At 67.2% G+C, this 22,836-nt stretch carries 22 protein-coding genes; 9 read left to right on the top strand and 13 right to left on the bottom strand.

Annotated features, from left to right (window positions below; translation table 11 throughout):
* Nucleotides 1-235 precede the first annotated feature (235 nt).
* The 6 genes from KDH83_RS06265 to KDH83_RS06240 form a co-directional block, all read right to left on the bottom strand.
* Entirely contained in the window at nt 236-958 is a 723-nt protein-coding gene (locus KDH83_RS06265) for an ABC transporter ATP-binding protein (protein WP_103271527.1), read from the bottom strand.
* Nucleotides 959-977: 19 nt separating this feature from the next.
* Nucleotides 978-2,900: a branched-chain amino acid ABC transporter ATP-binding protein/permease gene (locus KDH83_RS06260; protein ID WP_212313593.1), complete on the bottom strand. Its 1,923-nt coding sequence runs from the start codon at nt 2,898-2,900 to the stop codon at nt 978-980.
* A gap of 5 nt (nt 2,901-2,905) precedes the next feature.
* Complete coding sequence (locus tag KDH83_RS06255) at nt 2,906-3,778, bottom strand: branched-chain amino acid ABC transporter permease (RefSeq protein WP_212313591.1); 873 nt, start codon at nt 3,776-3,778, stop codon at nt 2,906-2,908.
* Between the two features lie 398 nt (nt 3,779-4,176).
* Nucleotides 4,177-5,340: an ABC transporter substrate-binding protein gene (locus tag KDH83_RS06250; protein WP_212313589.1), complete on the bottom strand. Its 1,164-nt coding sequence runs from the start codon at nt 5,338-5,340 to the stop codon at nt 4,177-4,179.
* A gap of 252 nt (nt 5,341-5,592) precedes the next feature.
* Nucleotides 5,593-5,931: an antibiotic biosynthesis monooxygenase gene (locus KDH83_RS06245; RefSeq protein WP_212313587.1), complete on the bottom strand. Its 339-nt coding sequence runs from the start codon at nt 5,929-5,931 to the stop codon at nt 5,593-5,595.
* Between the two features lie 73 nt (nt 5,932-6,004).
* Nucleotides 6,005-6,637, bottom strand: a complete 633-nt coding sequence (locus KDH83_RS06240; protein ID WP_212313585.1) for a LysE family transporter — start codon at nt 6,635-6,637, stop codon at nt 6,005-6,007.
* Between the two features lie 132 nt (nt 6,638-6,769).
* Here KDH83_RS06240 and KDH83_RS06235 point away from each other — a divergent pair, with 132 nt between their 5' ends.
* The 3 genes from KDH83_RS06235 to KDH83_RS06225 are packed head-to-tail and all read left to right on the top strand — an operon-like array spanning nt 6,770 to nt 8,378.
* Complete coding sequence (locus KDH83_RS06235; protein ID WP_212313583.1) at nt 6,770-6,931, top strand: hypothetical protein; 162 nt, start codon at nt 6,770-6,772, stop codon at nt 6,929-6,931.
* Nucleotides 6,932-6,967: 36 nt separating this feature from the next.
* Entirely contained in the window at nt 6,968-7,867 is a 900-nt protein-coding gene (locus tag KDH83_RS06230; protein ID WP_103271521.1) for a LysR family transcriptional regulator ArgP, read from the top strand.
* A 19-nt stretch (nt 7,868-7,886) separates the two neighbouring features.
* The gene (locus tag KDH83_RS06225) at nt 7,887-8,378 is read left to right on the top strand and encodes a copper chaperone PCu(A)C (protein WP_212313581.1); all 492 of its coding nucleotides are present in this window, start codon (nt 7,887-7,889) and stop codon (nt 8,376-8,378) included.
* Between the two features lie 230 nt (nt 8,379-8,608).
* On the opposite strand, the gene gdhA is transcribed toward KDH83_RS06225, so the two are convergent.
* Nucleotides 8,609-9,955 (bottom strand): NADP-specific glutamate dehydrogenase, encoded by a 1,347-nt coding sequence (gdhA, locus tag KDH83_RS06220; RefSeq protein WP_212313579.1) that lies wholly within the window; start codon nt 9,953-9,955, stop codon nt 8,609-8,611.
* A 493-nt stretch (nt 9,956-10,448) separates the two neighbouring features.
* The gene (locus KDH83_RS06215) at nt 10,449-11,237 is read right to left on the bottom strand and encodes an exodeoxyribonuclease III (RefSeq protein WP_212313577.1); all 789 of its coding nucleotides are present in this window, start codon (nt 11,235-11,237) and stop codon (nt 10,449-10,451) included.
* Nucleotides 11,238-11,537: 300 nt separating this feature from the next.
* On the opposite strand from KDH83_RS06215, the gene pyrE reads away from it, so the two are divergent.
* The gene (gene pyrE, locus KDH83_RS06210; protein WP_212313575.1) at nt 11,538-12,221 is read left to right on the top strand and encodes an orotate phosphoribosyltransferase; all 684 of its coding nucleotides are present in this window, start codon (nt 11,538-11,540) and stop codon (nt 12,219-12,221) included.
* 151 nt (nt 12,222-12,372) lie between these two features.
* Here pyrE and KDH83_RS32475 read toward each other — a convergent pair whose 3' ends face one another.
* The 5 genes from KDH83_RS32475 to gatC all read right to left on the bottom strand — a co-directional run bounded on the left by KDH83_RS32475 (nt 12,373) and on the right by gatC (nt 16,967).
* Entirely contained in the window at nt 12,373-13,170 is a 798-nt protein-coding gene (locus KDH83_RS32475) for a type II toxin-antitoxin system VapC family toxin (protein WP_249204885.1), read from the bottom strand.
* A complete protein-coding gene (locus KDH83_RS06195; protein ID WP_212313573.1) occupies nt 13,167-13,418 on the bottom strand; it encodes a hypothetical protein in 252 nt (83 codons plus the stop codon). Before KDH83_RS06195 ends, KDH83_RS32475 begins: the two co-directional genes overlap by 4 nt.
* Nucleotides 13,419-13,522: 104 nt before the next feature.
* A complete protein-coding gene (gatB, locus tag KDH83_RS06190) occupies nt 13,523-14,980 on the bottom strand; it encodes an Asp-tRNA(Asn)/Glu-tRNA(Gln) amidotransferase subunit GatB (protein ID WP_212313571.1) in 1,458 nt (485 codons plus the stop codon).
* Nucleotides 14,981-15,119: 139 nt separating this feature from the next.
* A complete protein-coding gene (gene gatA, locus KDH83_RS06185; RefSeq protein ID WP_212313569.1) occupies nt 15,120-16,655 on the bottom strand; it encodes an Asp-tRNA(Asn)/Glu-tRNA(Gln) amidotransferase subunit GatA in 1,536 nt (511 codons plus the stop codon).
* A 3-nt stretch (nt 16,656-16,658) separates the two neighbouring features.
* On the bottom strand, nt 16,659-16,967 hold the full coding sequence (gatC, locus tag KDH83_RS06180; protein ID WP_103271511.1) for an Asp-tRNA(Asn)/Glu-tRNA(Gln) amidotransferase subunit GatC: 309 nt from the start codon (nt 16,965-16,967) through the stop codon (nt 16,659-16,661).
* 228 nt (nt 16,968-17,195) lie between these two features.
* Here gatC and KDH83_RS06175 point away from each other — a divergent pair, with 228 nt between their 5' ends.
* From KDH83_RS06175 to rodA, 5 genes are all read left to right on the top strand, one after another.
* Nucleotides 17,196-18,239 carry a rod shape-determining protein gene (locus KDH83_RS06175; protein WP_006216320.1) on the top strand — a complete coding sequence of 348 codons (1,044 nt, stop codon included), beginning with the start codon at nt 17,196-17,198 and terminating at the stop codon, nt 18,237-18,239.
* 84 nt (nt 18,240-18,323) lie between these two features.
* Nucleotides 18,324-19,208, top strand: a complete 885-nt coding sequence (mreC, locus tag KDH83_RS06170) for a rod shape-determining protein MreC (protein WP_103271510.1) — start codon at nt 18,324-18,326, stop codon at nt 19,206-19,208.
* Nucleotides 19,195-19,755 (top strand): rod shape-determining protein MreD, encoded by a 561-nt coding sequence (mreD, locus tag KDH83_RS06165; RefSeq protein WP_212313567.1) that lies wholly within the window; start codon nt 19,195-19,197, stop codon nt 19,753-19,755. Before mreC ends, mreD begins: the two co-directional genes overlap by 14 nt.
* Nucleotides 19,756-19,774: 19 nt before the next feature.
* Nucleotides 19,775-21,703, top strand: a complete 1,929-nt coding sequence (mrdA, locus tag KDH83_RS06160; protein WP_212313565.1) for a penicillin-binding protein 2 — start codon at nt 19,775-19,777, stop codon at nt 21,701-21,703.
* Nucleotides 21,700-22,836, top strand: coding sequence for a rod shape-determining protein RodA (gene rodA / locus KDH83_RS06155; RefSeq protein WP_212313563.1), 1,137 nt, complete (start codon nt 21,700-21,702; stop codon nt 22,834-22,836). Before mrdA ends, rodA begins: the two co-directional genes overlap by 4 nt.

The following is a 22,836-nucleotide window of genomic DNA, read 5'->3' as shown; positions in this document are numbered from 1 at the left end:
CGCAGCGTGCCCGTCAGCGCAAGTAGATGCGCTTCAAGAAAGTAGGCACGCCCCAATCCGGCAACCCCGTCCCAAGCGAGGCCACGCGGAGCCGGCTTTGCCGGTCCGCAGTGGCGCCCCCTTGAGGGGGGAGCGCGCAGCGCTCGGGGGTGGGGCCGTCCTTACGCGGAGCCGGCTCTGCCGGTCCGCAGTGGCGCCCCCCTGGGGGGGAAGCGCGCAGCGCTTCGGGGGGGGGTCAATGACTTCCGCCGAGATAGGCTGCAACCACGGCCGGATCATGCTTGAGCTTGTCCGCCGAGCCGTGCACCGAGATGCGCCCGTTCTCCAGCACATACCCGTAATCGGCCACGTTGAGCGCGGCGGCGGCGAACTGCTCGACCAGCAGCATGGTCACGCCCTCGTCCTTCAGGCGCGCGATGATGCGGAACACTTCCTCCACCAGGATGGGCGCCAGGCCCATGGAAGGCTCGTCCAGCAGCACCAGCTCCGGGTTCAGCATGACGGCGCGGGCCATGGCCAGCATCTGCTGCTCGCCGCCGGACAGCGTGCCCGCCAGCTGCTCGCGCCGTTCCTTCAGGCGCGGGAACAGGTCCATGGCGCGGCCGAGGTCGGCCTGCACGTCGCCCTTGGGGCGGCTGCCGGTCAGGCGCGGAAAGGCGCCCAGCAACAGGTTGTCGGTGACCGACAGCGTCGGGAACACGCGCCGGCCTTCCGGCGAGTGCGCCAGCCCCAGCCGCGCGATGCGGTGCGATTCCAGCCCGTCGATGCGCTTGCCGCCCAGCGTGACCTCGCCCGCGGTGGGGCGGATCATGCCGGACAGGGCGCGCATGGTGGTGGTCTTGCCGGCGCCGTTGGAGCCGATCAGCGTGACCACCTTGGCCTTGGGCACCTCCATGCTGATGCCGTGCAGCACCTTGACCTTGCCGTAGCCCGCTTCCAGATTCTTGATCGATAGCATCTCGTGTGTCCCCTTGGCGTCAAGCGGTCGCGCCGCCCAGATACGCCTCGATGACCTTGGCGTTGCTCTGCACTTCATTGGGCAGGCCCTCGGCGATCTTCTGGCCGAAGTCCAGCACGGACACGGTGTCGCACACGCCCATGACCACGTCCATGTGGTGCTCGATCAGGATCAGCGTGATGCCGTGGTCGCGGACCTTGCGGATGATGGCCAGCAGCTCGACGATGTCGGGCGCGGTCAGGCCGGCGGCCGGCTCGTCCAGCAGCAGCAGCTGCGGGTCCAGCGCCAGCGCGCGGGCGATTTCCAGCAGGCGCTGCTTGCCGTAGGGCAGGTTGCGCGCTTCCTCGCTGGCCAGGTCCTCCAGGCCGACGAATTCCAGCAGCGCCTGGGCGCGGGCCCGCGCGCGCTGTTCCTCGCGCTTCCAGCCGGGCGTGCGCAGCGCGATGCCGGCCAGCCCGGTGTCGAAGGTATGGTGCAGGCCCACCAGCACGTTCTCCAGCGCCGTCATCTCGCCGAACAGCTGCACGTTCTGGAAGGTGCGGGCCACGCCGGAGGCGGCGATGTCGGCCGGCGCCAGGCCCACCAGCGACTTGCCGGAGAAGTCCACCGAGCCGGCCGTCGGCACGTAGATGCCGGTCAGCACGTTCATCATGGTGCTCTTACCCGAGCCGTTGGGGCCGATCAGGCCGTGGATGGTGCCGCGCTTGACGGTCAGGTCCACCTGGTTCAGCGCCTTCAGGCCGCCGAACTGCATCAGCACGCCCTTGGCCGCGAGCAGGGTCTCGCCGTTGCCGCGCGCGGCATCCGGCACGGCTTCCTGCTGCTTGACCAGGTCCTTCTTGACCGACAGGGCCGCGCGGCGGCCCGAGAAGAACAGGTTGCGCACGAAGCCCACGATGCCGTCGGGCAGGTAATAGACCACGAACAGGATCATGGCGCCGAAGATGGTCAGGCGCCAGTCGGTCACCGCGTCCAGCCAGTACGAGAACACCGCCAGCGCGATGGTGCCGACCACCGGCACGGCCAGCTTGCGGACTTCGGTGCGGCCGCGCGCGACGGCCATGGCGCCGCCGACCGTCACCACGACGGCCACGCCCAGCGCGATCAGCCGGAAGGTGGCGATGTCGTCCAGCATCTTGGGCAGCAGCACGATGATGGCCGCGCCCAGCAGCGCGCCGGTGCGGCTTTTGCGCCCGCCCATGATGATGGCCAGCAGGAACAGGATGGTGAGTTCGAAGTTGTAGGTGTTGGGCGAGATGTACTGTTCGGAATAGGAGTACAGCGCCCCGGCCAGGCCGGCGAAGCCGGCGCTGATGACGAAGGCGAATACCTTGTGCCGGTAGACCGACACGCCCATGCAGTCCGACGCGATCGGGCTGTCGCGCAGCGCCTCGAACGAGCGCCCCAGGTGCGACTTGAGGATGCGGTGCACCACGATCAGCGACAGCACCAGCAGCGCGGCGACCAGCCAGAAGTACTCGCTCTTGTTCAGCACGTGGCCGCCGATGGACGGCTTGGGGATCTTGATGCCCAGCGGTCCTTCGGTCAGGAAGGTCATCTCGTTGATGAGGATCTGGATGATGGTGCCGAAGGCCAGCGTCACCATCGCCAGGTACGGGCCGGTGACGCGCAGCGCCGGCAGCGCCAGCACCGCGCCGAAGGCCGCCGCGATCAGGATGGCGGCCGGCAGCGTCAGCCAGATGGGCAGCTGCAGATGGAAGAACAGCACGCCGGCCACGTAGGAGCCGATGCCGAACAGGCCGGCATGGCCCAGCGAGACCTGGCCGGTGTAGCCCACCACGATATCGAGCCCGAACAGCAGGATCGCATAGATCATGATGGTTTCGATCAGGTGCAGGTAATAGGTGTTGGTCACACCCAGCGGCACGGCGGCCAGGCAGGCGACGGCGACGACGGACAGCAGCAGATGCAGGGGTTTCATCGTCGTCACACCTTCTTGATCGCGGTCTTGCCGAACAGGCCGGCGGGTTTGAAGGTCAGCACGAGCAGCAGCAGCACCAGTCCAGGCACGTCCTTGTACCCCGTCGAAAGATAGAAGCCGGTGGTGGTCTCGGCGATGCCCAGGATCAGGCCGCCCACCACCACGCCCATGCCGCTGGACAGGCCGCCGATGATGGCGACCGCGAAGGCCTTCAGGCCCAGCACCGCGCCCATGGTGGCGCCGGTCAGCGTCAGCGGCGCCACCAGCACGCCGGCGAAGGCCGCCGTCAGCGACGACAGCGCATAGGAAAACGTGATCACCATGCCGGTGTTGATGCCCATCAGTCCGGCGGCGTCGCGGTCATTGGACGTGGCGACGAAGGCCTTGCCGTAGATGGACTTGCGGTTGAACACTTCCACCAGCAGCATCATGGCCAGCGCGCCGAGCACCACCAGCAGCTCCATGGGCAGCACGTTGGCGCCCAGCACCTGGATCGGCGCCTCGGGCAGCGGCGAGGGAAAGCGCAGGTCGTCGCGGCCCCAGACGTTCTCGGCCACGTTCTTGAAGATGATGCCCAGCGCGATGGTGGCCATGATCCAGCCGAATTCCGACCGCGTCTTGATGGCCGGCCGCACGCCGACCCGCTCGACCAGCGCGCCCTGCGCGAAGCCGAATATGCAGACGATGGGGATCATGACCCAGTAGTTCACGCCCAGCCCCACCAGCGTGAGGCCGACCAGCGCGCCCAGCATCAGGGCTTCGCCCTGACCGAAATTGAGCGTGCCCGACGTGGCGAAGGTGAGCTGGTATCCGAACGCGATGACGGCATAGATCATGCCCAGCGCGATACCGCTATAGATAAGCTGTAGAAGAATCATGGTGTGTCTTCGTGGCGCCGGCGTCCCGTGCCAGATCCCTTGGCCGGAACGCGGTTCTCTGTTGTCCAAGGCGCTGCGCGCCACCTGCATCACATCCAACGGCATCAGCCGGCCGCGCCGTGGCGAAGCTCCCTCAAGGAGCAGGGCCATGGCACCGCAAGGCTGCTTCAGTCAAACCGATCCGAAATACGCTGTGCCATCCCGAGGCATCTCCTACGAAGAGCAAGGCCGCAACGCGACCAGGCCGTCCCCTGATCGGGGCTGCGCGGAGCCGGCTTGGCCGGTCCGCAGCAGCGCCCTTGAGGGAAGAGGCGCGCAGCGCTTCACGGGTGGGCTTCCCCTTCCGGTCCGCGGCAGCGCCCTTGAGGGAAGAAGCGCGCAGCGCTTCTCGGGTGGGTCTAGTTCGCCTTGACCACGCGCCCGCCCTTGACCTCGCCGATCACCACTTCCTTGGCCGTGATCGCGTCGTGGTTGTCGTGGCTGAACGGCTTGTTGTAGGTCATCACCACGCCTTCGACCGGCGTCTGCAGGTTTTCCAGCGCTTCGCGGATCTTCGGGCCCTCGGTGGAGTTGGCCTGCTTGATGGCCGCGGCCAGCAGGAAGATCGAGTCATAGCCCTGGGCCGCCGACACCGGCGAGTCGATGCGGTTGTTCTTGGGCTTGAACTTGGCCAGGTAGGCGTCGATGAAGGCCTTGCGCTTGGGCGTGTCCGGGTCCTGGATGAAGGTCTGCGGCATGCGCGCGCCTTCGCCATTGGTGCCCGAGTTGTCGATGTAGTTGGCCATGGACAGCGTCCAGCTGCCGATGATCGGCACCTTCCAGCCCAGCTTGGCCATGCCGTTGGCGATCTGCGCCAGCTCGGGGCCGATGCCGTAGGTCAGCACCGCCTCGGCGCCGGCTTCCTTGGACTTGAGCAGCTGGGCCGTCATGTCCACGTCCTTGATGTTGAACTTCTCCACGGCCACCGGCTTGATGCCCTTGGCGGCCAGGGCCTTTTCCAGGTCCTCGCGGCCGAGCTGGCCGTAGTTGGTGGAGTCGGCCAGGATCGCGACCTTCTTGAAGCCGCGGCGGGTGATGGCTTCCTCGACGATCATCGGCGCCTGGATGCTGTCGTGCGCCGCGTTGCGGAACACGTAGTTGTCCGGGTATTCGGGCGCCTTGAACTGGTGCGTGATGACGCTGCCCGTGGCCACGTTGTTGAATACCGGGATCTTGGCGTCCTGGTAGAAGCGCTGCGAGGCCAGGGCCACGCCGGTATTGATGTAGCCGACGGTGGCGGTGACCTGTTCCTTGTTGATCAGCTCCTGGGCGATCTGCACGCCGCGCTCGTTCTTGGCCTCGTCGTCGCGCTCCACCGCGACCAGCTGGCGGCCCAGCACACCGCCGCCCTTGTTGATCTCTTCGATCGCCAGGCGCACACCGTCGCGCATGCTCACGCCCATCGAGGAAGAACCCCCGGTATAGGGGCCGGCCACGCCGATCTTGATGGGATCGGCGGCGTGGGACGCGGCCGACAGGGCAAATGCAAGGGTTCCTGCCAGCAGCTTCAAACGAAAGTCCATGAGTGTGTCTCCGTTGTAATTGGTGGAACTGCGTCGAAAACCTGTTGCCGGCGCCTGGATGCAACGTGCGGCGCGCATGCTTGTGTTGCGTGGTGTGACTGTCTGCTTAATCTCTTACGCGAATCTGACTCGGCGGCGCACTTCCGTGGAAATCCCTAGGGAGGGTTTTTACGGGAATTGGGTAGCCGCCCGGCACATGGCGGCCAGACCTAGGGAAAACGCTTGGGTAGCCGGGCCCGGCGGGCGCGAGGGTCAGCGGCTGGGCGAGGCGCCGGGGATGGCGGCCAGGGGCGGCAGGCGGTCGTCGCCGTATTGCCGGATCACCTGCGCGATGACGACGCGGTAGCCGTCCAGCCAGCGGGATTGGGCGGCCTTGGCCTGCTGGTGCAGCGGGAGGCGGATCAGCGCCTGCAACGCGTCCAGCGATTCCCAGTAATAGACATTGCTGACCAGTCCGCGCGCCGGGTCTTCCCAGGACTCCTCGCCCAGGTAGCCGGGCAGGGCGCGCGCGGCCTCGGCGATCTGGCCGTCCAGCAGGTGGAAATCCTCGTCGTATTGCTTCTTGGCGAAGATGAAGGTGGCGGTGTACATGGCGGCGCTCCTGGGCAAGGGGCGGGTGAGGAAGGCGGCGGGGAGGACCCCCGCCGTGCGGGCGCCAGGCGGCTCAGATGCCCTTGAGCGCCAGGCTGACCGCCAGCGCGGCCATGATCACGGCGATGATGCCGTCCAGCACGCGCCAGGCCGAGGCGCTGGCGAAGAACGGGGCGAACAGCCGCGAGCCGATGCTGAGCACGGCCAGCCACAGCAGGCTGGCGGTGAAGGCGCCGGCGGCGAAGGCCATGCGGGCGTCGTCGAAGCCGTGCGCCAGCGAGCCGACCACCACCATGTCCAGCCAGAAATGCGGGTTCAGCAGCGAAAAGCCCAGCGCGCCCAGCATGGCCGCGCGGCGCGAGGGCACGGCCTCGCGCGCCGCCGCCAGGCCGCCGTTCGCGCTCCAGGCGCGGCGCGCCGATTGCAGCGCGTACCAGGACAGGAAGGCCACGCCGAACCACAGCACGGCCGTGGTCAGCCAGGGGAACCAGGTGGTCAGGGCCTGCAGGCCGGACACGCTGGCGAAGATGAAGACGGCGTCGATCAGCGCGCAGATGGCGACCACGCTGGCCAGATGCGCGCGCATCAGGCCCTGGCGCAGGATGAACGCGCTTTGCGCGCCCACGACGGCGAACAGGCCCAGCCCGGTGGCCGTGCCGCTGGCCCAGGCGGTGAAGAAGAGGGGAGATGACAGGGTGGTGAACATGATGCGGATACCTCTGCTGCTGCGCCTGTGCCGGCGCTCGATGGCTACAAGTCCCAGGCGCGCGCGAGGCGTTCGGCGCCCGGTCGTTTCCGGTGGTCTCCGGAGACGGCGGGCGCACGCGTGGTGCGCGGCATGGGTGTTTTCATCGTCAAGCCGGCCCGTTCCGGCGGCGGCAAGCGCATGCCGGAATGGCTTTTCCGTCCTGGGGAGGCTGGCGATGAAGCGGGGCGTCGGCGCGCGCAGGCGTGCCGGCATGATGAATTGTCGCTTGCCGGCTACCTGAAATACAGCTAATTTTCCTTCATTATCTTAAGCAAAACTAATTCAGCCATGAAGATCGATCACGGCAATCTGCGGGCCCTGGCGGCGGTGGTGCGCGAAGGCAGTTTCGAGCGCGCCGCGCTGGCGCTGAGCGTGACGCCGTCGGCGGTGTCGCAGCGGATCAAGGCGCTGGAAGACCGCATGGGCCGGCTGCTGGTGCAGCGCACGGTGCCCGCCGCCGCCACCGCCGACGGCCGGGTGCTGGTGCAATTGGCGGAACAGACCGCGCTGCTGGAACACGACGCGCTCAATCGCCTGGGCGTGGCCGAGGACGACGTGCCGCACGCCAGCATCCCCATCGCCGTCAACCACGACAGCCTGGAAACCTGGTTCGTCGAGGCGGCGCTGCAGTTTTCGGCGCGCACCCGCGCCACGCTGGACATGCAATCCGAGGACCAGGATCACACGGCCGCGCTGTTGCGCAACGGCGCCGTGCTGGGCGCGGTGACCACGCTGGCCGATCCGGTGCAGGGCTGCCGCATCCACGCGCTGGGCAGCATGCGCTACGTGGCGACCTGCTCGCCGGACTTCCACAAGCGCTATTTCTCGCAGGGCGTGAACGCCCAGACGCTGGCGCAGGCGCCGGTGCTGGTGTTCAACCGCAAGGACGCGCTGCAGGCCCGCTTCGCGCACAAGATCTCGGATCCCGCGCCCTGGCAGCCGCCGGTCTGGTGGGTGCCGTCCACCCGCGCCTTCGTGCAGGCCACGCTGGGCGGGCTGGGCTGGACCATGAATCCGCTGCCGCTGGTGCAGGAGCACCTTGACGCAGGTCATCTGATGCTGCTGCGGGGCCGCGCCTGGGAAGACGTGCCGCTGTACTGGCAGCATTGGCGGGTAAACTCCGAGGCGATGGAAGCCCTGACCGATTCGGTCCTGTCCGCCGCGCGCAGCCTGGTGCGGCGGCGCTAATCTCCCGGAGGACATACGCATGAAACTACGCAAGTTCGCAGTCATCGCCGCCATGGGCCTGTGCGCGGCCGGTTCCGCCTGGGCCAAGGACTACCAGGCCGGCCAGGTCGAGATCGACGACTTGTGGGTGCGCGCCTCGGCGCCGGGCCAGTCCAATGGCGCGGGCTATATGGAGATCGACAACAAGGCCACGGCCGCCGACCGCCTGCTGTCGGTCAGTTCAAGCGCCGCCGAGCGCGTCGAGCTGCATACCGTGGAAACCAAGGATGGCGTGGCCAAGATGCGCCAGGTCGAGGGCGGCATCGCGCTGCCCGCCGGCGGCGAGGTCAAGCTGGCTCCGGGCGGCTATCACGTCATGTTCCTCAAGCTGAAAGCCCCCTTCGCCGAAGGCGCTTCGGTGCCCGCCACGCTCAAGTTCGAGAAGGCCGGCGAGGTCGCCGTCCAGTTCAAGGTCAAGCCCGCCGCGCACAACCCCGGCATGAGCCACGACCACAGCTCGATGAAGCACTGAGCGCCAGGCGCTCAGTCGAGCAAGGCGCAAGCGCGATGCCCGCTCCACGGAGCGGGCATCGCTGCATCTGAACAACAGGAATTGCGGGTCTTACACCCGCAGCACTGACCCGCTGCACTGGCGGACCCGCCTCAATTCGGCAAGTCCTCCCCGACCGGGGCCACGCGGAGCCGGCTTTGCCGGTCCGCAGTGGCGCCCCTGGGGGACGGCGCGCAGCGCCTCGGGGGGGCCTAGTACAGCCCTTGCTGACGCATCGCGTCGGCAACCTTGACGAAACCGGCGATGTTGGCGCCGTCCAGGTAGTTCACGTATTCGCGCTCGCTGTGGCCGTGGCGCACGCAGTTCTCATGGATGTCGCGCATGATGGCGTGCAGGCGGGCGTCCACTTCCTCGCGGGTCCAGGCCAGGCGGGCCGCGTTCTGGCTCATTTCCAGGCCCGACACGGCCACGCCGCCGGCGTTGCTGGCCTTGCCCGGCGCGTACAGCACGCGCGCGGCGATGAAGGCCTTGGCGGCTTCCAGCGTGGCGGGCATGTTGGCGCCCTCGGCCACGCACAGCACGCCGTTCTTGATCAGCGTCTGGGCGTCGGCCAGTTCCAGCTCGTTCTGCGTGGCGCAGGGCAGGGCCACGTCGACCGGCACGTGCCAGGGGCGCTTGCCGGTTTCGTACTTCAGGCCGAACTGGCTGGCGTAGGCGTCAAGGCGGCCGCGCAGGTCGTTCTTGATGTGCATCAGGGCCAGCAGCTTCTCGTGCGTGAAGCCGGCCTCGTCGACCACCGTGCCGTTGGAATCGGACACCGTCACGACCTTGGCGCCCAGCGCCATGGCCTTCTCGATGGCGTATTGCGCCACGTTGCCCGAGCCGGACACCGACACGCGCAGGCCATCGAACGAGCGGCCGATGCGCTTGAGCATTTCCTCGGCGAAGTACACGGTGCCGTAGCCGGTGGCCTCGGGGCGGATCAGGCTGCCGCCGAAGGTCAGGCCCTTGCCGGTGAACACGCTGGCGGTGGAATTGGACAGCTTCTTCATCATGCCGGCCATGAAGCCGACTTCACGCGCGCCCACGCCGATGTCGCCGGCCGGCACGTCGGTGTCCGGGCCCAGGTGGCGGTACAGCTCGATCATCAGGGCCTGGCAGAAGCGCATGACTTCGGCGTCGGACTTGCCCTTGGGGTCGAAGTCCGAGCCGCCCTTGCCGCCGCCCATGGGCAGCGTGGTCAACGCGTTCTTCAGCGTCTGTTCGAACGCCAGGAACTTCAGGATCGACAGGTTCACCGAGGGATGGAAGCGCATGCCGCCCTTGAAGGGGCCGATGGCCGAGCTGTGCTGGATGCGGAAAGCGCGGTTGACGCGGGCCTGGCCCTGGTCATCGGTCCAGCACACGCGGAACTGGATCACGCGCTCGGGCTCCACCAGGCGCTCGAGGATGGCGTGCTCGGCGTAGTGGGGGTGCTTTTCGATGAACGGCCACAGGCTCAGCATCACCTCCTGGACGGCTTGCATGAATTCCGGCTGTTGCGGATCGCGCGCGGCGACGCCGCGCAGGAAGTCGTCCAGACTCTGCACTTTCAACATGATCTCCTTGGGGGCTGCTTCAAAAGGGTGCAAGGTGCGCCGTCATGGGGCGCTTGGGCTTGTTTTGGTGCGCGTACGCACCGCCCTGGTGCGAAGAATTGTAGGGGCAAATTGTTGCCCTGCGCAAAGCCTGGGTGTGCTCCATCCCCTTGATATGAAAGGGAAATATTACCCCAATAAACGGGGACATATTATTGTTGGGACGGGGCTGCTCCCGCGCGCCGCTACTTGGGGAACACGTAGGTCTTTGTATTTTCTTGATATTTATTATGTCCCCGTTTTATTGGAAAAGCCTCCCAAGCAGCCGGAAGGGGTTCCCATAGGGGAAAGACGCTGAAATCGGACGCTGTGAGGGAGAGTCCGCCGACAATTTTCCATTTATGTGTCCCTATTTTATTTTTGACGGATATCAGTCGGATGGCGGCGTGCCGGACGGGCGCAAACCCGTCCGGAGCGGCGCTGAGGCCGGGTCCGGGTCCGGCCCGGCTGGGGTTCAGAGCTTGACGTCGTAGTCGATGGTGAGCGGCGCGTGGTCGGAGAAGCGCTCGTCCTTGTAGATCGAGGCGGCGCGGGCGCGGGCCGCGATGCCGGGCGTGGCGATCTGGTAATCGATGCGCCACCCCACGTTCTTGGCCCAGGCCTGGCCGCGATTGCTCCACCAGGTGTATTGCTCGGCGCGGTCGTCCAGCGTGCGGAACACGTCGACGAAGCCGCGCTTGTCGAAGACCTCGGTCAGCCAGGCCCGTTCCTCGGGCAGGAAACCGGAGTTCTTCAGGTTGCCCTTCCAGTTCTTCAGGTCGATTTCCTTGTGGGCGATGTTCCAGTCGCCGCAGACCACGAACTCGCGGCCGCTCTTCTTGTGTTCCTTCATCAGGCCGTCCAGCCACGGGCCGAAGCGGTCCAGGAAGCGGTACTTGGCCTGCTGGCGCTCGTCGCCGCTGGAACCGGACGGCAGGTAGGCGCTGATGACCGACAGGTCTTTCCAGTCGGCGCGGATGATGCGGCCCTCGGGATCGAACTCCTCGCAGTCCAGGCCGATGTTGACGCGCTCGGCGGCGTCGCGCAGGTACAGGCCGACGCCGCTGTAGCCCTTCTTCTCGGCGTGGTGGAAATGGCCGGTGTAGCCGGGCGGGTGACGCAGATCGTCGGTCAGGTCGGCGTCCGCGATCTTGATTTCCTGCAGGCACAGGATGTCGGCGCCGTGCTTGTCCATCCAGGGCTGCAGGCCCTTGCGGAAGGCGGAACGGATGCCGTTGAGGTTGAGCGACGTGATGCGCAGCAAGGCGGTACTCCCAATAAGGCGGCGGCCCCCGTATGGGGCCGGACTATGCCTGGAATTTAACCGACTCGGGCGGGCCGCGCGGCTTGGGGCCCGCTTGCACGCGCTGCGTGTCGGGGGGCGGGCACGGTGCGCGTGAGGAGGCAAATGGGCGTGCACCTCGGGCGAGTGCAGGATTGTGCGTCGGGCGTGCGCGGGCAGCCAGTCCGGCGCGCACTGGCCCGCGCCCGGACTGCCGGCGATCTCTCGCGGCCGGCGCAGCGGATAAAATGCTGGCGTTCGCCACCTATCTGGAATGCCCGCATGCCTGCCGCCCAAACGTCCACCGCCCTCGATTTCGTCCGTTTCGCCCTGAATGAAGGCGTGCTGCGCTTCGGCAGCTTCAAGGTGAAATCGGGACGCATCAGCCCGTACTTCTTCAACGCCGGCCTGTTCAATTCCGGCGCTTCCGTCGGCAAGCTGGCCGGTTTCTATGCCCAGGCGCTGCTGGACTCGGGCGTGGGCTTCGACATGCTGTTCGGTCCGGCCTACAAGGGCATCCCGCTGGCCACCGCCACCGCCGTGGCCCTGGCCGGCCACCCGGCCATGCAGGGCAAGAGCGACGTGCCGTTCGCCTACAACCGCAAGGAAGCCAAGGACCACGGCGAGGGCGGCACGCTGGTCGGCGCGCCGCTCAAGGGCAAGGTCGTGATCATCGACGACGTGATCACCGCCGGCACCTCGGTGCGCGAATCGGTGGAGATCATCCGCGCCGCCGGCGCCGAGCCGGCCGCCGTGCTGATCGCCATGGACCGCATGGAACGCGCCGGCCCGGACGATGCGCTGTCGGCGCACTCGGCCGTGCAGGACGTGGCCAAGACCTATGGCATTCCGGTGGTGTCGATTGCGTCGCTGGCGGACATCCTGGCCTTGCTGCAGGACGACGCGGCGTTCGCCGAGCATCGCGAGGCAGTGCTGGCTTATAGGACCAAGTACGGGGTGAAGTAAGGCGGGGTGGTCAGCACCGCTACACCTGCGGTCCTCTTGCATCCAGGCGCGCCTTCATGCGCCAGGCGGATCAATGTGTCGAGCCGTTCGCCGACTTTCTCCTGAGGGACTTCGAGGTAGCGGGGCATTTCGAGGCTCCTGTTCCAGTGCTTCATTCGCAGATGCCCTTGACCATGTACCACCAGGTGGCTTCGTCGGTGTAGGGGATCTTGGGGCCGTTCTTCAGGCCTTCAATCGCCTGATGCGCCTCTTCGGTCAGCAAGGGATTGGCCTGGCATATCTGTGCATGCGCCAGGCCGTCATGAGCAATGACCACGCGGGCGCCGTCCCTGGCGGCCTGGATCATGTCATCAAGCCGCTCGGCGACTTGTTCCAGCGGGACTGATACATAGGGCATCGTCATGGTCTGGCCTCTGTTCGGATGTCGGGCCGTCCATTCCCGGCCAACACAGGGGCCGAGGTCGCTTGTCGCGCAATGAATTACGCTTGCTGGCACGTCATATCCGACGATGGGCTCCGCCAGCCCGCTGGTCTGTGCCGCGAGTTCCAGGTCCAGCGCGCGTGCCACGGATGCCAGTTTTCGATCGAACGTGGCGAGAGGCACGCGAGAGGTCAACGCGAGTTCGAGATAGGACGCGTCATAGACGGTCAGCCCATGCGTGCGGGCTAGCGATACGCTGGAGGCAAGCCATCGATCCGGCGGGCGCGAGTCGTGGACGACGGGTGCGCTGCGTACGAGTCGTGTGAATCGTGCCAATTCGTCGGTGGTTGCCGCCTTGGAACGTTCTACGCGCAGTGCGCCTTGGGCGACCTCCAGCGACCATATCGCCGGAACGAGGGCCGAACTGCCCTGCAGGTCGTTCAGGATATCCATGGCCTGCGTATGGAAGGGCTGGCTGGGTAGTTTCAGCCAGCTTAGTGCGACGGAGGCATCAAGCACGAGCTTCATCCGTGTATGCCTTTGACGAGATACCACCAGGTGGCTTCGTCGATGGGTGGGCGCTGGGGGAAGTTCTTGAGATCCTCGATCGCCTGATGCGCCTCTTCGGTCAGCAGGGGATTGACCTCGCAGATCCGGGCATGCGCCTGGCCATCATGCGTAATGACCACGCAAGCGCCATCCCGGGCCGCCTGGATCATTTCATCAAGCCGCGCGGCAACCTGCTCCAGCGGGACGGACAGATAGGGCATCGTCATGGCTCGGGTCTCCAATCGAATATCGACCCGTTCATTCTTGGCCAACAAAAAGGCCGCGGCAATACGCCGCGGCCCTGAGTCGGTCTGATAAAGCGCTGACCCTGTCAGCCGTCCAGCTTCTGCTTGAGCAGGTCGTTGACCTGTTGCGGGTTGGCCTTGCCGCGGGCGGCCTTCATGATCTGGCCGACCAGGGAATTGAAAGCCTTCTGCTTGCCGGCGCGGTATTCCTCGACGATGGCCGCGTTGGCCGCCAGCACCTCGTCGATCATGGCGCCGATGGCGCCCGTGTCGCTGATCTGCTTGAGGCCGCGCGCCTCGATGATGGCGTCGGGCTGGCCGCCGTTCTCGCCGGCCCACATGGCGCCGAACACTTCGCGGGCGATCTTGTTGGAGATGGTGCCGTCGATGATGCGGTTGATCAGCGCGGCCAGGGCGGGCGCCTGCACCGGGGCGTCGGCGATGTCCTTTTCTTCCTTGTTGAGCGTGGCGGCGACCTCGCCCATGATCCAGTTGGCGGCCAGCTTGGCCTGGCCGGCGGGCAGCGCCTGGGACACGGCCTCGAAGTAGGCGGCCAGGCCGCGGCTGGCGCTGAGCTGGGCGGCGTCGTAGGCGGTCAGGCCGTAGTCGGACTCGAAGCGGGCGCGCAGCGCGGCGGGCAGCTCGGGCATGGCGGCGCGGACCTCGTCGACCCAGGCGCGCGAGATCACCAGCGGCGGCAGGTCGGGGTCGGGGAAGTAGCGGTAGTCGTGCGCGTCTTCCTTGCTGCGCATGCTACGGGTTTGGTCGCGGTCGGCGTCGTACAGGCGGGTTTCCTGCACCACCGTGCCGCCGTCCTCGATCAGTTCGATCTGGCGGCGCGCCTCGTACTGGATGGCGCGTTCCAGGAAGCGGAACGAGTTGACGTTCTTGATCTCGGTGCGGGTGCCGAATTCCTTCTGGCCGACCGGACGCACGGACACGTTGGCGTCGCAGCGGAACGAGCCTTCCTGCATGTTGCCGTCGCAGATGCCCAGCCACACGACCAGGCTGTGCAGCGCGCGGGCGTAGGCCACGGCCTCGGCGGCCGAACGCATTTCCGGCTCGGTCACGATTTCCAGCAGCGGCGTGCCGGCGCGGTTCAGGTCGATGCCGCTGGCGGCGGCGCCGTTGGCTAGGTGAAAGGCGTCGTGCAGCGACTTGCCGGCGTCCTCTTCCAGGTGCGCGCGGGTCAGGTTGATGGTCTTTTCTTCTTCGCCGACGAAGAAGGAGAGCGAGCCGCCCACCACCACCGGCAGTTCGTACTGGCTGATCTGGTAGCCCTTGGGCAGGTCGGGGTAGAAGTAGTTCTTGCGCGCGAACACCGAGCGCGGCGCGATCTCGGCGCCCACGGCCAGGCCGAAGCGGATGGCGCGCTCGGCGGCGCCGCGGTTCATGACCGGCAGGCTGCCCGGCAGCGCCAGGTCGACCACGTTGGCCTGGGTGTTGGCGGCCGAGCCGAAGCGGGTGCTGCTGCCCGAAAAGATCTTGGAGTCGGTGGAAAGCTGCGTGTGCGTTTCCAGGCCGATGACGATTTCCCAGTTCATGTCAGTAATCCATTGCGTTGTGAGCCGCTTGTCTTGCATGAAGCAGGCCTTGCCCAGCGGGATGCCGCGGAGCCGGCTTTGCCGGTCCGCAGGCATGCCCCCTTGAGGGGGAAGCGCGCAGCGCTTCCGGGGGTGGGCTTCATGCCTGCGGAGCCGGCACTTTCTTGTGCCAGTCGGTGACTTGTTGATAGCGGTCGGCGATGGCCAGGAGGCGGCCTTCGTCGAAGTAGTTGCCGATGATCTGCAGGCCGATGGGGCGACGGTTGTCCATGCCGCCGAAGCCGCATGGAACCGACATGGCCGGCAGGCCGGCCAGGCTCACGCCCAGCGTGTAGACGTCGGCCAGCCAGTCGGCGGTGGGGTCGTCGCGGTTGTCGCCGATGTTCTTGGCGACCGTCGGCGTCACCGGGCCCATGATCACGTCGCACTGGTCGGCATAGGCGCGCTGGAAATCCTGCGCGATCATGCGGCGCAGGCGCTGGGCCTGCAGGTAATAGGCGTCGTAGTAGCCGTGGGACAGCACGTAGGTGCCGATCAGGATGCGGCGCTTGACCTCGTCGCCGAAGCCTTCGGCGCGCGAGATGCTGATCATTTTTTCCAGACCGTCGTACTGGGCGGCGCGGTGGCCGTAGCGCACGCCGTCGTAGCGGGCCAGGTTGCTGGACGCTTCGGCGGGGGCGATGACGTAGTAGGCGGGGATGGCCAGCTCGGTGCGCGGCAGCGACACCGCCACGCGCACGGCGCCCAGCGCCTCGAACTGCGCCAGGGCGGCTTCCACGGCCGCGGCCACGTCCGGCGCCAGGCCGGCGCCGAAGTACTCGGCCGGCACGCCGATGCGCAGGCCCTTCAGGGGCTGGCTGCCGGCGGCGTCATGGCGAGCCTGGGCGGCGTCGAAGTCGCGCCGCACGCGGCCCGGCTCGTTGACGGCGGCATCGCATTTTTCCAGGCTGGTGGCGTCGCGCGGGTCGAAGCCGCTCATGACGTCCAGCAGCTCGAGCAGGTCGCGGGCGCTCTCGGCCAGCGGGCCGGCCTGGTCCAGGCTGGAGCCGAAGGCCACCATGCCGAAACGCGAGACGGTGCCGTAGGTGGGCTTGATGCCGCTGACGCCGCACAGGGCGGCGGGCTGGCGCACCGAGCCGCCGGTGTCGGTGCCGGTGGCGGCGGCCACCAGGCGGGCGGCCACGGCGGCGGCCGAGCCGCCCGAGGAGCCGCCGGGCACGGCAGTCGTGTCCCAGGGGTTCCGGACAGGGCCGTAGGCGGAGTTCTCGTTGCCCGAGCCCATGGCGAATTCGTCGCAGTTGAGCTTGCCCAGCGACACGGCGCCGGCCGCCTGCAGGCGCTCGACCACGGTGGCGTCGAACGGGCTGACGTAGCCGTCCAGCATCTTGCTGCCGGCGGTGGTGCGCCAGCCGCGGGTGACGAAGGCGTCCTTGTGGGCGATGGGGATGCCGGCCAGGGCGCCGGCGGTGCCGGCGGCCAGGGCGGCGTCGGCGGCGCGGGCCTGGGCCAGCGTCAATTCGGCGTCAATATGTAAGAAGCTGTTCAGGCCGCTGGCGGCCTCGGCGGCGGCCAGCGCGCTTTGCGCCAGGTCGACGGCGCTGACCTGGCGCTGGGCGAGGGCCGCGCGCAGGCCGGCGATCCCCTCGAATTGGGTATGCAGGGCGGGTTTCGTCATGGCTTACTCGATGACCTTGGGAACCAGGAACAGGCCGTCCTGGGCGTCCGGGGCGTTGGCCAGCAGTTCCTGGCGGCGGGTTTCCGAGCTGGGCTCGGTGACGGCGTCCTCGCGCAGGCGCAGGGTGATGTCCTCGTGGGCCGACAGCGGATGGGCCAGCGGCTCGACGCCTTGCGTGTCGACCGACTGCAGCCGCTCGATCAGGTGGAGGATGCCGTTCAGTTCGGTCTGCGCGTGGGCGCGCTGTTCCGGGGTCAGTTCGATTCTGGCCAGCCGGGCTATGCGGGCCACATCTTTGTCGTTGAGCGCCATGGGGATTTCGAAATTCGAATAACGGAAGGCCGGGGGAGGGCCGGGACAGTATGCATACGCCCAACCCGTTACAAAGCTTGAATAGCCTGCATTTATGCGCTATTTCCACGGAAATTATAAGTTATGATTCACGGTTTAATCGCCGTGACGACAGGCGGGTTCGAGTGTATCCGGACCGTGCGCCCCGCGGCCTGACCCAATTCCCCCCCCAGAATTTGCTGAGCTCCCATGTTCGGATTCCTGCGCAGTTATTTTTCCAGCGATATGGCGATCGACCTCGGTACCGCCAATACGCTGATCTACGTCCGCGGCAAGGGCATCGTGCTCGATGAGCCCTCCGTGGTCGCTATCCGTCATGAAGGCGGTCCCCACGGCAAGAAGATCATCCAGGCCGTCGGCCACGAAGCCAAGCAGATGCTTGGCCGCGTCCCCGGCAACATCGAGGCCATCCGGCCCATGAAGGACGGCGTGATCGCCGACTTCACCGTCACCGAGCAGATGCTCAAGCAGTTCATCCGCATGGTGCACCCCCGCAACATGCTGGCGCCCAGCCCGCGCATCATCGTCTGCGTGCCCTGCGGCTCCACCCAGGTTGAACGCCGCGCCATCCGCGAATCCGCGCTGGGCGCGGGCGCCTCGCACGTGTTCCTGATCGAGGAACCCATGGCCGCCGCCATCGGCGCCGGCCTGGCCGTGTCCGACGCCAGCGGCTCCATGGTCGTCGACATCGGCGGCGGCACCACCGAAGTGGCGGTGATCTCGCTGGGCGGCATGGTCTACAAGGGCTCGGTCCGCGTCGGCGGCGACAAGTTCGACGAGGCCATCGTCAACTACATCCGCCGCAACTACGGCATGCTGATCGGCGAGCCCACCGCCGAACTCATCAAGAAGGAAATCGGCTCGGCCTTCCCCGGCTCCGAAGTCCGCGAGATCGAGGTCAAGGGCCGCAACCTGGCCGAAGGCGTGCCGCGCAGCTTCACGGTCTCGTCCAACGAGATCCTGGAATCGCTGACCGATCCGCTGAACCAGATCGTGTCCGCCGTGAAGATCGCCCTGGAACAGACGCCGCCCGAGCTGGGCGCCGACATCACCGACAAGGGTATCGCCCTGACCGGCGGCGGCGCGCTGCTGCGCGACCTGGACCGCCTGCTCCAAGAGGAAACCGGCCTGCCCGTGGTGGTGGCCGACGATCCCCTGACCTGCGTGGTGCGCGGTTGCGGCGAAGCGCTGGAACATCTTGAGAAACTCGGCGCCATCTTCATCAACGACTAATTCCTTGCGCCAGCCCGGAGCCCTGTTGTCTTGCGGCTCCGGCCGCGGCGGGGGCTCCGGGCGCGACCGCCCGGGCTGAGATTCATGCAACGACAAGGGACTCCTCCCCTATTCAGGCGCGGCCCGCCGGCAGAGGTGCGGCTGGTCGTTCTGGTCGTCCTGGCCGTGGCCCTGATCATCATGGATTCGCAACTGCGCGTGCTGGAGCCGGTGCGCAGGGCGGTGTCCGTGGCCATCTACCCCTTCCAGCGCGCCGTCATGGCGCCGCGCGACCTGGTCCAGCAGGTCAATGAATGGGTCAACGCGGCCAACCTCATCCGCAGCGAGAATGAAGCCCTGCAGCGCCAGCGCATCGAGCTGGCCCAGGTGGCGTCCCATGGCGCGCAGCTCGCCGCCGAGAACGCGCAACTGCGCCGCCTGCTGGGCGTGACCGATACGGTGGCGCAGTCGGCGGTGGTGGTCGAGGTGCTGTACGAGCCCACCAGCGCCTTCAACCAGCGCCTGGTCTTCAACAAGGGCAGCAAGGCCGGCCTGGCGCCGGGCATGCCGGTCATCGACGAAGGCGGCGTGGTCGGCCAGATCGTGCGCGTCACCCCGATGACCGCCGAGGCGGCCCTGGTGACCGACGAGCAGGTGTCCATCCCGGTCCAGCTGCTGCGCAACGGCCTGCGGCTGATCGCCTTCGGCGGGAACTCTCCCGGCAAGATGGAAGTCCGTTACCTGGCGGCCAACGCCGACATCAAGGAAGGCGATACCATAGTCACCAGCGGCGTGGGCGGGCTGTTCCCGGCCGGCCTGCCGGTGGCCAAGGTCACTTCGGTCGAGCGTGACACCGCCTCGGGCTTCGCGCGCGCCGTCTGCGAGCCGCTGGCCCATCCCGAACGCTATCGCCACTTCCTGGTCCTGCAGGTGGATGTGGCCCGCGCCGAATCCAACCGTCAGGAGGTCGATTCCGGTGGATCGGACTAACGCTTCGTCGCCCCGGCGACGCCTGGGCACGCCCAGCAACGTCCAGCCCGAGCGGCTGGACGGGCCGGCGCACGGCGTCTTCGTCTGGGCCTCCATCATCCTGGTGTGGCTGGTGTCGCTGCTGCCCTGGCGGCTGTGGCAGGGCGCGCCCGACGTGCTGATCCTGATCATCGCCTTCTGGTGCGCGCACGAGCCGCGCCGCATCGGCCTGTTCACCGCCTTCACCTTCGGCCTGCTGATGGACGTGCACGACGCCGGCCTGCTGGGCGAGCACGCGCTGTCCTACACGCTGATCGCCTATGGCGCCGTGGCCCTGCAGCGCCGCCTGCAGCGCTTCGACCTGTGGAGCCAGGCCATGCACATGCTGCCGGTGTTCTTCGCCGCGCGGCTGCTGGTGCAGATCATCCACGCATGGCTGGCGGGCAAGTGGCCGGGCTGGGACTGGGCCGTCAGCGCCGGCCTGACCGCCGCCCTGTGGCCCCTGGCCGGCTGGGTGCTGCACCTGCCCCAGCGCGGCGCCGACGACGCCGAGTCCTCGTCCGCCTGACGGCGGGCGGGCGCAAGCGATGTTCGAGTTCAAGAAAACCGGCCAGCAGCAAAAGCAGCGCTTCCTGCTGCGCGCCTGGGTGGGAGGCGTGTTCGCGCTGCTGTGCTTCGGCGTGCTGATCGGCCGCTTCTGGTATCTGCAGGTGGACCGCTACGAGGGCCTGTCCGAACGCGCCGACCGCAACCGCATCGCGGTGGTGCCGATCCCGCCGCGCCGCGGCGAGATCCTGGACCGCAACGGCGAGGTGCTGGCGCGCAACTACCGCACCTACACGCTGGAAGTCGTGCCGGCCCACGCCGGCAACCTGACGGCGCTGTTCGAGCGGCTCAACGAAGTGGTGTACATCAGCCCGACCGACCAGCGCCGCTTCAAGCGCCGCGCGGCCGAGTCCAGTCGCTACGCCAGCCTGCAGCTGCGCAACAACCTGAATGAAACCGAGGCGGCCTGGTTCGCCGCCCATGCCTTCCAGTTTCCCGGCGTCGAACTGCGCGCCCGCTGGGTGCGCGAGTATCCGCAGGGCCTGTCGGCCGCCCACGTGGTCGGCTACATCGGCCGCATCGCCGACGGCGACATCGAGGACCTGGAACGCGCCGGCCAGCTGGGCAACTACCGCGGCACCGACGTGATCGGCAAGAAGGGCATCGAGAAGACCTGGGAAGAAGCGCTGCATGGACGCACCGGCCTGGAAGAGGTCGAGGTGACGGCCGGCGGACGCCCCATGCGCACGCTGCGACGCATCGACCCGGTGCCCGGCTCGGACATCATGCTGTCCATCGACATGGGCCTGCAGAAGGTGGCCGAACAGGCTTTCGAGGGGCAGCGCGGCGCGCTGGTGGCGCTGGATCCCGATACCGGCGAGGTGCTGGCCTTCGTGTCGCAGCCCTCGTTCGATCCCAATCTCTTCGTCGACGGCATCGACGTGGACAACTGGCGCATGCTGAACGAGTCGCCCGACCATCCGCTGATCAACCGCCCGCTGTACGGCACCTATCCCATCGGTTCGACCTACAAGCCCTTCGTGGGCCTGGCCGCGCTGGAACTGGGCAAGCGCCGCGCCACCGACCGCATCTCCGATCCCGGTTTCTACGAATTCGGCGGCCAGAAGTTCCGCAACGCCGGCGGCGCCGCCTATGGCATGACCGACATGCACAAGGCCATCGTGGTGTCGTCGGACACCTACTTCTATTCGCTGGGCCCCGAGATCGGCGTGAACGCGCTGCATGACTTCACCAAGCAGTTCGGCTTTGGCCAGATCACCGGCATCGACCTGGAAGGCGAGAAGCGCGGCGTGCTGCCGTCCACCGACTGGAAGCGCTCGGCCTACAAGGAAAAGGAACGCCAGCGCTGGTACGCGGGCGAGACCATCTCGGTCGCCGTGGGCCAGGGCTACAACTCGTTCACGCTGCTGCAGTTGGCACAGGGCACGTCGACACTGGCCAACGACGGCCTGTACCGCCGTCCGCACCTGGTGCACGCGGTGCGTGATCCGCGCACGGGCCAGGCCAAGCCCACCGATTCGGTGCCCGACTATCGTATTCCCCTGAAGCAGGCCAACGTGGACGTGATCAAGAACGCGATGGCCGACGTGGTGCGCGCCGGCACGGCGCGGCGCGCGTTCGCCAACACGCCCTACCAGGCGGCCGGCAAGACCGGCACGGCGCAGGTGTTCAGCCTGCGCGGCGCGCGCTACCGCGCCAGCGCCATCGACGAGCGCCTGCGCGACCATGCCCTGTTCATGGGCTTCGCGCCGCTGGAGCACCCGCGCATCGCCGTGGCGCTGATCGTCGAGAACGCCGGCTGGGGCGCCAGCGTGGCCGCGCCGGTGGCGCGCAAGGTGTTCGACTATTGGCTGGCCAAGGAACGCAAGGACAAGATCGTGCGGCCGGACCGCGCCGATCCGCTGGCCTCGGTCGAGTCCATCGCCTCTGACGTGGTGCGCAAGCCATGAAGCGTTTCGGCCTGATCCTCCTGCGCGTGTTCACGGCCTTTGATTGGCCGCTGCTCGCCATCCTGCTGATGTTCGCGGCGCTGGGCCTGACGGTCATGCATTCGGCCGTGGGCGGCACCGACTGGCGCTTCGCCGACCAGTCGCGCAATTTCGTCATCGCCTTCTTCGCCATGTGGATCATGGCGCTGATCCCGCCCAAGTGGCTGATGAAACTGGCGCTGCCGTTCTACGTGGTGGGCGTGGTGCTGCTGCTGGGCGTGGAGTTCTTCGGCGAGACCAGCAAGGGCGCGACCCGCTGGCTCAACCTGGGCGTGACCCGCATCCAGCCGTCCGAGATGATGAAGATCGGCGTGCCCATGATGCTGGCCTGGTACTTCCAGCGCCACGAGGGCGCGGTGCGCATCCGCGACTTCCTGGCCGCGGCCGCCATGCTGGCCGCGCCGTTCGGCCTGATCGTGCTGCAGCCCGACCTGGGCACGGCGCTGCTGGTGTTCGGCGCGGGCTTCTTCGTGATCTACTTCGCCGGCCTGTCGTTCAAGCTGCTGATCCCGGCCTTGCTGGCCGGCATCATCGGCATCGGCACTCTGATCTACTACGAAGACCAGCTGTGCGAGCCGGACGTGAGCTGGGTGGTGCTGCACGACTACCAGAAGCACCGCGTCTGCACACTGCTCAATCCCAGCTCCGATCCGCTGGGCAAGGGCTTCCACACCATCCAGTCCATGATCGCGGTGGGCTCGGGCGGCGTGTACGGCAAGGGCTACATGAAGGGCACGCAGACCCACCTGGATTTCATCCCCGAGCGCACCACCGACTTCATCTTCGCCGTCTACGCCGAGGAATTCGGCCTGTACGGCGGCATCGCCATCCTGGTGCTGTACGCGCTGCTGATGGCGCGCGGGCTGACCATCGCCTCGCGCGCCTCGTCGCAGTTCGGACGATTGCTGGCGGGGGCGATGACCATGATGCTGTTCATCTACGTGTTCGTGAACGTGGGCATGGTCACGGGCATCCTGCCCGTGGTGGGCGTGCCGCTGCCCTTCATGAGCTATGGCGGGACGGCGCTGTTCACCATGGGCATCGCATTCGGCATCATGATGAGCATCAGCCGGTATCGGTCGGTGAAGTCCTAG

It is taken from the genome of Achromobacter sp. Marseille-Q0513 (genome assembly GCF_018195695.1).
In the GTDB taxonomy this organism is placed as follows: domain Bacteria; phylum Pseudomonadota; class Gammaproteobacteria; order Burkholderiales; family Burkholderiaceae_B; genus Achromobacter.
This window is presented reverse-complemented; position numbering and strand designations above follow the sequence as displayed.